This is a genomic window from Chitinivibrionales bacterium (assembly GCA_014728215.1).
Taxonomy (GTDB): Bacteria; Fibrobacterota; Chitinivibrionia; order Chitinivibrionales; family WJKA01; genus WJKA01.
Window position 1 is genome coordinate 23,085 of record WJLZ01000143.1, and the last position, 13,283, is coordinate 36,367.

The 13,283-nt window shown below is 47.7% G+C and carries 10 protein-coding genes; 6 read left to right on the forward strand and 4 right to left on the reverse strand.

Going from position 1 to position 13,283, the window contains the following annotated elements; all coding sequences use genetic code 11:
- Positions 1–141 precede the first annotated feature (141 nt).
- From GF401_12495 to GF401_12505, 3 genes are all read right to left on the reverse strand, one after another.
- Positions 142–582 (reverse strand): OsmC family peroxiredoxin, encoded by a 441-nt coding sequence (locus GF401_12495; protein MBD3345874.1) that lies wholly within the window; start codon positions 580–582, stop codon positions 142–144.
- Positions 583–764: 182 nt separating this feature from the next.
- Positions 765–1,178 (reverse strand): hypothetical protein, encoded by a 414-nt coding sequence (locus tag GF401_12500; protein MBD3345875.1) that lies wholly within the window; start codon positions 1,176–1,178, stop codon positions 765–767.
- Between the two features lie 147 nt (positions 1,179–1,325).
- Positions 1,326–1,769 (reverse strand): hypothetical protein, encoded by a 444-nt coding sequence (locus GF401_12505; GenBank protein MBD3345876.1) that lies wholly within the window; start codon positions 1,767–1,769, stop codon positions 1,326–1,328.
- A 506-nt stretch (positions 1,770–2,275) separates the two neighbouring features.
- Between GF401_12505 and GF401_12510 the strand changes: the two genes are divergently transcribed.
- From GF401_12510 to GF401_12535, 6 genes are all read left to right on the forward strand, one after another.
- The gene (locus GF401_12510; protein MBD3345877.1) at positions 2,276–3,775 is read left to right on the forward strand and encodes an efflux transporter outer membrane subunit; all 1,500 of its coding nucleotides are present in this window, start codon (positions 2,276–2,278) and stop codon (positions 3,773–3,775) included.
- Complete coding sequence (locus GF401_12515; GenBank protein ID MBD3345878.1) at positions 3,768–4,994, forward strand: efflux RND transporter periplasmic adaptor subunit; 1,227 nt, start codon at positions 3,768–3,770, stop codon at positions 4,992–4,994. Before GF401_12510 ends, GF401_12515 begins: the two co-directional genes overlap by 8 nt.
- Entirely contained in the window at positions 4,991–8,137 is a 3,147-nt protein-coding gene (locus GF401_12520) for an MMPL family transporter (protein MBD3345879.1), read from the forward strand. Before GF401_12515 ends, GF401_12520 begins: the two co-directional genes overlap by 4 nt.
- 338 nt (positions 8,138–8,475) lie before the next feature.
- On the forward strand, positions 8,476–10,776 hold the full coding sequence (locus GF401_12525; protein ID MBD3345880.1) for a T9SS type A sorting domain-containing protein: 2,301 nt from the start codon (positions 8,476–8,478) through the stop codon (positions 10,774–10,776).
- Between the two features lie 19 nt (positions 10,777–10,795).
- Positions 10,796–11,368, forward strand: a complete 573-nt coding sequence (locus tag GF401_12530; protein MBD3345881.1) for a hypothetical protein — start codon at positions 10,796–10,798, stop codon at positions 11,366–11,368.
- A gap of 369 nt (positions 11,369–11,737) precedes the next feature.
- Positions 11,738–12,160, forward strand: a complete 423-nt coding sequence (locus GF401_12535; protein MBD3345882.1) for a polysaccharide deacetylase family protein — start codon at positions 11,738–11,740, stop codon at positions 12,158–12,160.
- 34 nt (positions 12,161–12,194) lie between these two features.
- Here GF401_12535 and GF401_12540 read toward each other — a convergent pair whose 3' ends face one another.
- Complete coding sequence (locus tag GF401_12540) at positions 12,195–13,088, reverse strand: diguanylate cyclase (GenBank protein MBD3345883.1); 894 nt, start codon at positions 13,086–13,088, stop codon at positions 12,195–12,197.
- Between the last annotated feature and the right edge of the window lie 195 nt (positions 13,089–13,283).

The window sequence follows — 13,283 nt, forward strand, 5'->3', positions numbered from 1 at the left end:
TCAACAACTTCCCGTACAGCAACCTCGCGAAGCAATAACTGAGGGGAGGGATGGACCACACCCTTTCCAGCCGACAGAAGCAGTGCTTCTCTGCCGCCTGGATCAGGAATGCGCTGCGTGATAATGTTTTATTATGTATGATTAATGTGTTGCTACCGCCAGAAGTTTGGCGTTTAATGAAATTTCGGTTCCCGTAAGAGCACGGGAGACAATACAAGACTTGCGTGCTTTTTCCGCTGTTTCCTTGAGATAGTCTTCATCGATATTGGCGACCTCGGCGACACACTCAAGATCTATGCTGGAGATGGAAAAATCGTTACCCACTTTGTCGAGATGTACATTGGCGGTGGTATGTATCGATGTCGGCGGATGACCGTCTTCGGAAAGCATTTTACCGAGGGCCATGGAAAAACATCCGGCTTCAGCCGCACCGATCAATTCTTCGGGATTAGTATTTTTTTCTTCTTCAAACCGGGAGGCATAGGAATAGGCGCCTTCAAAAGCACCGCTGCCCAATTGTATTGTTCCTGTTCCTTTGGGAAAACTGCCCTTCCATTGTGCTTCTGCTTTTCGTGTAGCCATGAAGGCCTCCTTTCGCAATATTAAGAATGAAAAATTCTCATCCAGTCCACAAATTTGCCGATCAGGACTGGTTGAGATAAAGGGAGTACTAAAAGCAGCAAATTATATGCCACCGGAATTCTTAAATCGTCATAAGTCCCGGACAGCCAGTACACTTACACTAGTACTCTCTCTACTTGATTTTAATCGTTGGTAACCGAATCGATCAGCGCATTGACACGTTTCCGGGTGTTCGTAATTATATCTTCAATCCTCTCATTTGCCTTTGCGGTGGCTTCCCCCGATTCCCGTCTGACACGGACAATCCGATCCCGTGCACTACTTATAATATTGTCGATCCTCTGTTCCACATCCATACCATTCAGGCCCTCAGTTGCCTGATCGGTCAGAGTATCGACTCTCTTTCTGGCTTGCCGACCGATTTCTTCAACTTCATCGACGGCATTCTTCAAGGGATCGTTGCCGTTCTCCTGTGTCTGAACCGTGTCCTGTCCGTCTTCCACCGGTCCATTTTCATCGTCACATCCGAGCCCGATCATAATCAGTATTGCCGGCAGTACGACAAAACCGGTTGCACTCTTGAGTACATGTCGCATACAGCACCTCCTTTAGTGTGTTGTAGTATTCGATTTTCGACAGGAACAATAGTAAATAAATGTTCTTATTTGGTAATTTAGGAAAGCAGCCCCGCCCGCTGCGGAGCTGCTTTCCCGGTCTGTCATTGCACCGACAAGAGATTCTCGTCAATCGGAAAATGCGATTTCACCCAGTGCTTCAACGTCACCCGACTGAATCGCAATCTCAGTTGCATCGCCAAGAATTCCAACCGATTGGTCGATTTCACCAATGCTGTAAAACACAAGTGGTTCTTCTGTTTCATCCAGTTGCCCGTCACCGTCTTCATCCCACCAGAGCGCCACAACATATTGATCCGGCGGTATGTCGCCAATAAGGACTTCGGTGTTGTTGAGTGTCACCATGGTGTCCACAACCGGGTCCCCCAGTTTACTCTCCTTGACTTCAATCACAATCGGCGTCGTATCGGTGACTGTTCCGATAAAATTGGGAGTCAGTGAAACCGAACCGGGCTCCTGAGCACTTACTCCATTATCATCGTCATCACCGCACCCGACAAGAAAGACAAGGGCAATAATTGCACCACTCAACACCGGAATATTCCTCTTCATGATAACCTCCTCATAAAAGTGAATTGTTACGATCACGACTTTGTCCCGCGGGAAATAAACACTGTGTTTCTGAGAATTAAGCCCGCAACATCAGAAGCAATTATTATGCCACCGGTTGTTAAGATGCTTGAGATTTAAGGGAAGGAAAAGAGAGAAAAGATCTTTCGACACTTCGGGTATGCTCAGCGGGGCACACGCTCAGGACAATGTAAAGAGTATGGTTGCGACAAGTGAAGGAGAAGAAAATGGAGATCTGAGACAAAGACCTGTCTCGAGGCGCTACCGGGAGAGCGACAACAATTTGAAAATAAAAGCGGTACCCTGTTCCCTGTATCCTGCTTATTTGCAGATTTAGAAAATTTATTTCCCATTACTGGAAAACCTCTTTTGATGAGGACAAAGATCTATTTGCCTGTCAAAGGGCGTTGTAATCTGGCATGACAATTGCATTCGACAAAATGAGGAATAATTGAATATGTTCTTAATAAATGTAAATCCGGAGTATTATGCACTATCTGCTTATCCGCCGTGCCCTTATATTGGTATCCCTACTTGCCCTTATTCTCAATACCTGTGTCGGTCCCCGATATCACACGCGAGTCGATGAATTCGTTTCCTTTACATCGGTATACGATACCATACGACTCGAAGCTTCCCCGAAATTCTGGATCGAGCAACCCGAACTAGACTCTCTTCTTTCGGCCGCCTTCAACCGCAACCCCGACATGTTAGTTGCCTGGGCACGGGTAGAGCAGGCCAAAGCCGCGGCGGTCATTGCGACTGCGCCGCTTTTTCCCTCGGTGTCGGCATCGGGCCAGTCGTTCCGCACGAAATTATCCGATTTTACCTTTGGCGGTGGACCAATCACAGGGGGACAACCCGGGGGCACTCCGATCGGTGGTGGCGCTGGTACGACCCCTTTTACCGACGGTATCGACAACAACATATTCACCCAATACCAGACCTCCCTGGCAGCTTCCTACGAAGTCGATCTTTTCACCCGGCTCATCAGGCGCCGTCAGGCGGCAGTGAAAGAGGCGATGGCCGCCCAGGCTGATGCCCGGGCCATGAGCATTACCCTTGCCGCACAGGTAACCGACACCTGGCTTATGCTCGTGGCACAACGGCAAACAATCGATTTACTCGAATCCCAGCTCGAAAATTCAAAAAGGTTCGGTGAACTGACCGAGCTCCGATTTGCCTATGGCCAGGCCTCGGCTCTTAGTGTCATTCAGCAAGAGCAGCAGATCGAACGGCTGCGGGGACAACTTGGCCTGGCACGGGCGCGGGCAGCAACCTTGAAACATCAACTGGATGTTTTACTCGGCTATCCACCCACAGCAGCAACGGCTGTTGATACCCGCACGCTTCCCGATGCACCCGAGGTACCCATTACCGGTGTGCCCGCCGATTTGTTCAAACACCGTCCCGATGTCTGTGCGGCATGGCTGCGTCTCAAAGCTTCCGATGCCGAAGCTGCTGCTGCAATTTTGGACTTTTTTCCGTCAATAAATCTTTCCGCAAGCCTTTTCACTGATGCCGAGGAGATAAATAATCTATTCGATGAATTGCTCTGGTCGCTTTCCGGAACGATTACCCAGCCCATTTTTCAGGGGAGGCGTCTGATTGCCGGAGTCCGCCGGGCCCGGGCTGCCGCTGAAGCCGATTATTATACCTATATAAATACCACACTCACCGCCCTCCGGGAGGTTCGGGATGCCCTGGTATTGATTCGCGGCCAGGAAACCTGGGTGAACAGCCTGAAACAACAGGTGGAAGATGCCGAAATCCGGCTCGATCTCTCGCGGGAACGTTACATGCAGGGTGTGGAATCCTATCTTCAGGTCCTTACCGCCCTCAATTCACTGCAGTCCACCCAGCAGACCCTTGTCGAAGCGATCCGGCAACTGCTTTCCTATCACGTACAGCTCTACCGTGCTGTGGGAGGAAGCTATCCCGAATTGGCCGGCGACTATCCAACCGAAAAGGAGCCGGAAGATGAGTGAGAAAAAAAAGAAGGGAAGGTTTTTAATTCCGCTGGTGATTACCGCAGCTGCGATATTTATTGCATTCATGCTTGTAATTCTTCGAAAAGCCCCCCCCCGCGCACAGCAAGCCCGTCAGGCGGTTCCCGTCAATGTGATTACTGTCTACCCCGACACCCAACAATTGACACTCCGTGTCTACGGGACGGTTAAGCCTGCCCGGGAAGTCACTATCCTGCCCCAGGTGGGGGGTAAAATCATATGGGTCAGCCCCGATTTCGTTCCCGGCGGCATTGTCCGGGCAAATGACCGTATCGTTGTTATCGACAGCAGCGAATATGTCGTCGCGTTTCGTGAAGCACGGGCATCGCTTCAACAGGCACGGGCACAATATGAACAGGAACTGGGACAGCAGGAGATTGCACGACGGGAATGGGAACTCTTTTCCGACCGTCTCGATACCACTGCGGATACCTCTCTGGCATTACGCAAACCCCAGCTTCAGACCGCGCGCGCGGCCATCAATGCAGCAGAAGCGCGGGTGCAACGGGCCCGGCTTAATCTGGACCGGACCAGAATCGAAGCGCCTTTTAACGGGTTTGTCCGCAATGAAGACGCTGATGTGGGGCAACTGGTCGATCCGCAAAGCAGTATCGGCGTTATCATCGGCACCGATCGGTATTGGGTACAGGTAACCGTGCCGGAAGAAGATATCCCCTATGTCAGCATCCCGGGAATCAACGCCGATACCGGATCTGCCGTGATGATTCGCCATGTTGTTGATGGGAAAGAGATTATCCGCAAAGGACGGGTGGAAAAACTCTTCGGCGATCTCGAGCCCCAGGGCAGGATGGCGCAGGTCCTGGTCGTTATCGAGAATCCCACCGGCATTCGCGATGTAGCCGATACAATCCAGACATTCCAGCCTCTTCTGGTCGATGCTTTCGTGGAAGTTTACATCCGAGGTCCCCACCGTGGAGGGCTCTACGCCCTCCCCCGCGAGGCGTTACGGGATAATGAAAATGTTTTTCTCTTCGGCACCGACAGCACACTTCTTGTTGTCAAGCCCACAATCTTCTGGCGTGCACCGGATACGATCTATATCGACCAGGGACTCAACCCCGGCGACAACGTCATAACAAGCACTATCGCCACGCCAATCGAAGGCATGGATCTGCGGCTCTTGCAATCCCTCAACGATACACTTCAGGCGGACCTGGAACAAAGGGAAGGGCTATGAACAACAACAATGGGGAGCGGAAGCACGGCCCCCTGGCCTACATGGCAAAAAACAGCGTTGCCGCAAACCTGATCTTGGGCATCATGGTAGTGGGAGGCTTACTCATTTTCCCCCGGATCAAACAGGAAGTCTTTCCCGAAGTTACGCTCGATCAAGTATTGATTACTGTACCTTACCCCAGCGCCAGTCCCGAAGAAGTGGAGCAGGGGATTATCCTTGCGGTCGAGGAGGCGGTGCGGGGTATCGATGGTGTTAAGGAGGTCCGCGCGACCGCATCCGAGGGAGTGGCGCAGGTCAGCGCCGAATTATACTCAGCCGCCCCCGAGGACCGAACCCTCAACGATATCCAGAGTGCAGTAGACCGTATCACCTCATTCCCCCGTGATGCCGAAGAACCGACAATCAGGCTCCTCTCCCCCCGCAGGGAGGTGGTGACGGTTATTCTCTACGGCGATATCCCGCCCGATAAGCTTCGTTCGGTAGCCGAAATAGTCAAAGAAGAGCTTTTGAACACGCCCAATATTACCCAGGTGGAAATAGAAGGGATCCCTTCACCGCAAATCAGTGTTGAAGTGCCGCTCGAAAACCTCCGGCGCCATAACCTTACCCTTCAGCAGATAGCCACCGTTATCGGTAATGCCTCGGTGGAAGTACCCGGTGGCGCAATCGAAACCCCCGGCGGTGAAATACTCCTCAGAACAACCGAACGGCGAAAGACGGTAGAAGAGTTTGAGAATATCGCAATTATCGCCGGTGAATCCGGCAGCAGGATTACGGTCGGTGACCTCGGCCGCGTGTATGAAGATTATACAGTCCAGGACATGAAGGCATTCTTCAACGGTCAACGAGCTGTACAGATTGTCGCCTATCGCGTTGGTGAAGAAACGCCCATTGAAGTCTCCCGCGCGGTGCATGAGTATGTGGAACAAAAAAGAAAGCACCTACCGGATCAACTGGGAGTGGCAATCTGGGATGACGCTTCGGAGATTTTCGAAGATCGAATCAGACTTCTTTTAAAAAACGGCCTCTTCGGACTCATCTTTGTTCTGATAATATTAGGGATGTTTCTTAAAATCCACCACGCCTTCTGGGTGACTGTCGGCATGGCAGCTTCATTCTGCGGCTCCTTTCTTTTCATGCCCCTTTTAGGCGTATCGATCAACATGATTTCACTCTTTGCTTTCATTCTGGTACTGGGTATTGTCGTTGACGACGCCATTGTTGTGGGAGAAGCTGTTTACAACAGGCAGCAAAGCGGGGCTCCGGCAATACAGGCCGCTATCGACGGCGTACGGGAAGTCGCTACCCCGGTGGTGTTTTCTGTACTAACAACAGTAATCGCTTTCGGCCCCCTGCTTTTCATACCCGGTGTCATGGGTAAGTTATTCAGTAACATCCCCCTGATCGTGATCCCGATCCTGCTGCTTTCACTTTTCGAATCTCTGTTTATCCTTCCTGCCCATCTTGCTCATCACAAGCAGAAACCCCGTAAAGGCATCATAGCCCGGTTGAACCGCGGGCAGGAGAAAATATCCCGGCGTCTCGAACGATTTATCAACAACTGGTATGAGCCGAAACTCCGGAAGCTTATTGACAACAGGGCCATTACCCTTGCAGCGGCCCTGGCTATTCTTATTATCGCTCTGGGACTTGTTGGAGGCGGAATCATACAGTTCATGTTTTTTCCAAAAATCGAAGGCGATGTTGTTGTAGCGACTATCGAACTACCCTTCGGCTCTACACTGGAGCAGACTCAGGGGGTCATGGACCGGGTTATCGAGGCAGCCCGGGAGGTCCGCCGGTCGATTGAAAAGGAAGCGGGTGAAGAGATTGTGACCGGCATTTTTTCCGAAGCCGGCGGGTTACGTGATGTTGGTGGTCCGATGGGTGAAATGCGACGAGGCGCAGCGCATCAGGGATTTATAACGGTCCAGCTGGTATCCGCGGGAGAGCGGGATATCTCCTCCAGAGAATTTTCTCGGCGGTGGCGCCGCGCAACAGGAGAAATTCCAGGAGTGGAGCGCCTGGCTTTCGATTACAGTATTGGTCCCTCGGGCGGGGCGGCACTCGCCGTGGAACTCTCCCATTCGAATATCGACCTTCTGAAACAAGCAGCCGAACGACTTGCTGCACGTATAGGAGACTATGCCGGCGTTTTTGATATCGACGACGGTTTCCGGCTTGGAAAACGGCAGCTCGATTTCAAGCTCCGTCCGGGAGCCCGGGCACTAAACATTACCGAAGGCGAATTGGCCCGTCAATTGCGCAATGCCTGGTTCGGCGCCGAAGCCACCCGTCAGCAACGGGGCCGTGAAGAACTCCGGGTCTATGTCCGCCTGCCCGAAAAACAGCGGACATCGGAATTCTACCTCGAACAAATGATAATCCAGACCGCACAAGGCGGTGAAATACCACTCGAACTGGCAGCCTATATCATACCGGGCCGCTCCTTTACCGCTATCAATAGGAAAAACGGACGGCGTATCGTGGAAGTTACCGCTGATGTCAATACCGGAGTGACCAATGCCAATCAGGTATTCGACGACCTGGCGGAATCTGCGCTTCCCGCACTCCAACAGGAATTCCCCGGCCTGAGCTGGGAGCGGGCAGGACAGCAGGAAGAGATGACCGAATCCTTCAGCGCCCTGCGGGTCGGCATGGCAATCGCGTTGCTGATCATGTACGGCCTGATGGCCATGGTGTTTCAAAGCTATATCCAGCCCCTGATTGTCATGGCGGCAATCCCCTTCGGGGTGGTCGGCGCATTCTTGGGCCACCTGATCATGGGCTATCAACTCAGCCTGGTGAGTATGCTCGGAATCGTCGCCCTGGCCGGGGTGGTAGTCAACGACTCCCTGGTGCTTATCACCGTAATCAACGATCACCGCATCGAAGGCATGGAGCCCAGGGACGCCGTGATTAATGGAGGAAAGCGCCGTTTCCGCCCGGTCCTCCTCACATCCTTAACAACATTCTTCGGCCTGGCCCCCATGATTTTCGAGACCTCCCTCCAGGCCCGGTTCCTCATCCCCATGGCCCTCAGCCTGGGTTTCGGCGTGCTCTTCGTCACGTCAATCGCCCTTGTTATTGTTCCGGCTGGGTATATGGCAATAGAGGATATCAAACGATTAGTTGTTAAGTAAATAGCGCACAGGGAAAGGACTGCCGTTGCTATATCAAACACTTACAACAAAACTCCATCACTCGGGTACTCCATCACTCCGTTCAGAAAAGTATTTGCAAAAGGCTTTTCTGAACAGGCACTAAATACCACAAGGCATCTCCCCCCATACCGTAGCCCGACTGTGAAGGAGGGCTTATGGGACGAGCAAAAGCATAATCACATCCATTTCTGCAAAGCAGACGACGTTTTCTGTTAGAAAACACTAATCTAATTGCCATAGTGAAAAATGGCGGCATAAGGCATATATTCTAAAATGAAAGAGAAACAAGCGATTCAACTTTAACAGGGATAGGTTTTATGACTATACAATCCAAATTTAAGTGTTCATTGATTGTTTTGCCAATTTTTGTATTAATTTTTGGGTTTTCATCATCTGCATTCCTGAGCACCCGACAAACTCGCGGAATATATTGGGATGGAGCAGTCGAAATGAAAAAATTTACTCGCCGGGTAACTGTTCACCCCTATTTCCTTGATATTGAAGAAGATATAGAAATAGCGCCTTTTAACTGGAGACCCCCTTCCGACAATTTAAATACACTTGAAATATACGGCCAATTCACTTTGCCGGCACAATCAGTAATCACCGGTATTCTTATCTGGTATGAAGGGAAAATTCTTAAGGGCAAAATTAAGGGAAAAGAAACTGCACGAAAACAGTACGAAGATGTTGTAGATAGAGAGACTGCACCACCCCCACGACCGCGGGATCCAATCCTCATAGAAAAAATCAGCTCCAGCGGTAATATCGATCGATATAATCTCTCAATCTACCCGGTGGAATGGGGTAAATCCCGAAAAATCCGTATTCGATACCTCTGTCCTCAACGATACATAAATAATGATCTGATGATGCAAATACCTTCATCGATAACAACAGAAGTATCCAAATATCCTCAGGAAATATCACAGACAATTCGTGCTTACGGAAACATTGAACGGATTAATATCATTTCACCTCGGGATACCATATCGACCTCCTTGCCTGTTTCACTTGATGATATTTACAATAGATACAAGTTGGCTTCCACCTATATTCAGATAGCCGAAAGCCAAAAATCGATGATGGTCAAAACCTCATTTGATGACGGGAACTGGAAGGGAAATTATTTGATGTACTGGGGAGCGCCGCCGGAAAGTCTTTTAATTAAAGCAGGGCTTAAACGAGAAATAGTTTTTCTCTGGAAATGGAATTTCCAGCATTCTTTTGTCTATAACGATAATTCTCAAAAAAGCATTTCACCTTACGGCATAGAGGTAATCAACCAGGCACGACGAATTTACAATTCAAATATCGAGATCGCCGACGCCGGCGACAAAGTCGGGTTGCTTTTGGAAAAAGGGAATCCAGATATTAACAAGATGTTTCCGCTCTCGAATAAAAACACTGCAATATTTGATAGTTTACAGGATTTTCTTTCATCCATCGATTCGACCTATCTTTTATCACATATCAGAGGCGCCGCCCCTCCTGTTAAAATCAGAATCGATGAAAATGAGCGTGAGAATTTTTTTAGAAAAAACACTGAAGCATTTGACATTTCTTTAAAATTAATCTGCAGCCTCTTTTCTGATCATGAAAAAATACTCAAACACATTGTATTTATTTCTGCCGGACCTGTTCCTGAAATGCCCAATCTCGAAGATTATTACATGAATAGTGACAGCGTCCTGAGCGATAGCATATCGGTTTCTGCTTATGGATCATCACCGCGGTACCCAACCGGATACTGGCCCGGTGTGCCGATGCATAAAATTATTGAGAACCATGCGTTAATGACCGAGGGTACCTACAGCAATGATTTCTGGATTCCGGAAAAAAGGCAGGCACATTTTTCAGCAACGGTTAAAAGCGAAAAAAACAGCTATGAAACAAATCTTATTGAAATACAAAACAGATATTCAGGTTGTAATTATTATTATTGCAGCAAGAATTATTATGATACCTTGAGTGTTGACACAATGTTTTTTGCTGGCCATTCGGTAACAGATTGGCATGATGCAATCGATTGGAAGGCTTTTGACACTCAGAATAATGAATTGGCAACCTACAGCGAAATTCCATTCACAATTAATTCACCCTCCGATACTTTCTGCGCAAAACTCTGGGCAGGAACAAATCATCCCGTTTCGGATACGACGTACATTTTAAATAGGGGGGCGCGCTATGGTATTATTGACGAACAATACTCCTTGTTAGCATTGGAACAGGATACTGTGAGCGCTGATCAAAAAGCACTCTTGGAAAACGAAGAACTTCCTTTTCTCTCCAATGATGAAATTTTTCTTCCTGATCTTACCGAGGAAAATCCCTCAACTTCAATTTCGGCAAAGGCACAATCCATACATATACATTCATTCGCATTTATTACTTACTGCAACGGTTCGTTTAAGCTATTGATACCGAGCAAAGAAAAGGTAAAAAGCGTAAAAATATATGATCTTAAAGGAAGACTCGTCCATCAGTTAAGTATTAATGATTTCAATTCAATAAATATTATTACTTTTCAAAACCATGGGATTTTAGGCATGGGTATGTATGCCGTTGTTGTAGAAACTGATTTAAACCGCTATGTGAAAAACTTTCAAATCATTTAAATTAGAAGGATATTTTATTATGAGTATAAAATATTTTATTATTGCCCCACTGGTATTTGCCTTTCTTTTGTTGCCTGCTAATGCTGAATACGCAATGACTCAATTGGATACAATCGTTCCACCGGGATTAAACCTGTGTGATTCAATTGCTCGATTTTCTTCTTCGGTTCGATATCCAGGCTACCGTAATGATTCTTCTGTTCTGAATATTGCAACAGGCTTCTTAAAAAATCATAATAACAGTCCCAATTATGTATGGCACCCTCCTACGATGTATGATAATGTTAGCGGCATTTTTAGTTCTTTAGAACCATTTATTGCCGCAGAAAAATCATTTGGAAATACCAAATCAGGGATTTATCTCGGGAATTTCCATACTAATAAAGCACTTCGAAACGCTCTGCATTCCCGGGATTCCATTTATAAGTTTGCTTCTAATAAAAAGAACAACTATATACGTTCAGATTTTGGATTTGAGCTCTCTCCCTTTAATATCCAATATACGCCGCACAGGAAAATCGCTGTTTCAATTACACCGGCACTAAGCAAAGAACTTGTTGCAAGCGGCTTTGAAATCAATTACAGGTTCTAATTAATTAAACATTGGAGTTGTGACTTTTCCGGTTTTATTATCATAAGGCAGGAAATATTTGATCTTTAGCAGCAACCGTACAGTATTTATTCGGTAGTACTGTATCCCAAAAATTCCCGCCCAAACCATTCTTCCTATGCGCCACAGGGCGCATAGCTATTAAAAAGCATTTTCAACGTGGGGTTCAAGGGGTGGAAACCCCTTCCATATTATTACATGTATATCAAGCCTCATCCCCATTCATAATTCAGTTTACTCTCTGCAATAGTGGTCTATAAATTGCTAAAGAGTATTTATATCAGCATAACGGTATAAGCAGGAATATGAGCATAAGCAAAAACGATTATTTATCACCATGGAAATTATCGTATGTCATTTTTATCTTTTATTGAAGCGCAGATTAAATTGGCTCCTTTCCTGGGCTCCGCTACGATTATTCGATCAAATGCTCAACTTCGACTGCCTCCCAAAGCAGTTATTTTGACCTTTGATGACGGCCCGAATAGCGAAAACTCAACCACCGAGCGGCTGCTATCTACATTAAAAAAGCACAATATTAAGGCACACTTTTCATTAATCGGCAAGAACATGGATACGGTTATTAGAAGGAATATTGATGGTATTATTTATCAGAATGGCGGAATCATCGTCCTTCATGATGGAAAAGTCTTTCGGAATAAAGATTCTCGTCCGAAATACAACCGGAGCTGGATTCCCGATGCTACCGAAAGCATAATCTGCATTCTGCAAAGCTGGGGATTTTATTTTATGCGCTTTGTTGATATAGTGTAAAATAAGGGGAATAACCCCTTCAATATTTATTTTTTCACGAACTCACCACCACCATATTCCTCCCCTCCCGCTTGGCTTTATACAAGGCGACATCGGCCTTTTTAACCAGGGCATCGGAGGAGGTAATACCGTTGCCGCAGGAGGCAACACCGATACTGATAGTAATAGAGGGGTGATTACTTAAATTTTCTTCCACCCGCTCACGGAGCCGTCGGGCCAGGGCTGCGGCATGAAGGATATCGGTTGAGGGAAGGATAACCACAAATTCTTCTCCTCCATACCGGCAGCAGGTATCACATTCCCGGGTCTCGGCATCGAGGAATCGCCCCAGTTTACACAAGACAATATCTCCCTCTGGATGACCGTACTGATCGTTCAATTGCTTGAAATTGTCAATATCAATCATCATCAATGAAACGGTATCACCATAGCGGTCATACCGTTTCATTTCGATATCGAGGCGCTGAAAACAATACGAATGATTGTAAAGCCCCGTAAGTCCATCGTGACTGGAAAGCCGTACGAAATCTCTAAACTGTTGTTCGCTGACAAATGTGGCGGAGCCGACCAAATTAGAGACGTTGGAGAGATAGTCGAGTGCTGCGACTGTAATTTTAATATTCCTGCGGACCAGTGTCGACATCTCGTATTTATGTCGCAGAATTCTGTACCAGAGATCTTTTGCCGTCTCGGGCCGGAATACCTGGTGAGTAACCGCATAGAGAAGTTCGGAGAAAAAGACTATCCCCTGTTCATCCCGTTTTCGCTCGATCTCCGCCATTTCATCATGATTAAGTTCACGATCGCCTGCAAATGCCGACACAATATCCACGGAGAGCGGCTTTTCTTCGAGAAGCTCGAACATCAGCTCTTCATCATCCGGTACTCGTGCCGACCCGTTGATGTTTTCAGCGCTTATCATCATCATTATTCCTTCCTTTAAACGGCATGTCCCATTTTCAAATCGAGTATCATTCACATAATCTCATACCGTTCCTGCTTCGTGATACCATGTGTCAACATTTCCTTTTTTCCTGTTTTCACAAACCGGAGCGATCAAAAAAGTTATTTCCTTGATAAGCCTCGAGGTAGACATCCGCGGCATGAAAATCGATACTGCGGG

Bases quoted from the DNA above. Each gene is read 5' to 3' on its own strand.
- GF401_12535 (MBD3345882.1), top strand. From the start codon at position 11,738: ATGTCATTTTTATCTTTTATTGAAGCGCAGATTAAATTGGCTCCTTTC.
- GF401_12530 (MBD3345881.1), top strand. From the start codon at position 10,796: ATGAGTATAAAATATTTTATTATTGCCCCACTGGTATTTGCCTTTCTT.
- GF401_12500 (MBD3345875.1), bottom strand. From the start codon at position 1,178: ATGCGACATGTACTCAAGAGTGCAACCGGTTTTGTCGTACTGCCGGCA.
- GF401_12540 (MBD3345883.1), bottom strand. From the start codon at position 13,088: ATGATGATGATAAGCGCTGAAAACATCAACGGGTCGGCACGAGTACCG.
- GF401_12510 (MBD3345877.1), top strand. From the start codon at position 2,276: ATGCACTATCTGCTTATCCGCCGTGCCCTTATATTGGTATCCCTACTT.
- GF401_12525 (MBD3345880.1), top strand. From the start codon at position 8,476: ATGACTATACAATCCAAATTTAAGTGTTCATTGATTGTTTTGCCAATT.
- GF401_12505 (MBD3345876.1), bottom strand. From the start codon at position 1,769: ATGAAGAGGAATATTCCGGTGTTGAGTGGTGCAATTATTGCCCTTGTC.
- GF401_12495 (MBD3345874.1), bottom strand. From the start codon at position 582: ATGGCTACACGAAAAGCAGAAGCACAATGGAAGGGCAGTTTTCCCAAA.
- GF401_12515 (MBD3345878.1), top strand. From the start codon at position 3,768: ATGAGTGAGAAAAAAAAGAAGGGAAGGTTTTTAATTCCGCTGGTGATT.
- GF401_12520 (MBD3345879.1), top strand. From the start codon at position 4,991: ATGAACAACAACAATGGGGAGCGGAAGCACGGCCCCCTGGCCTACATG.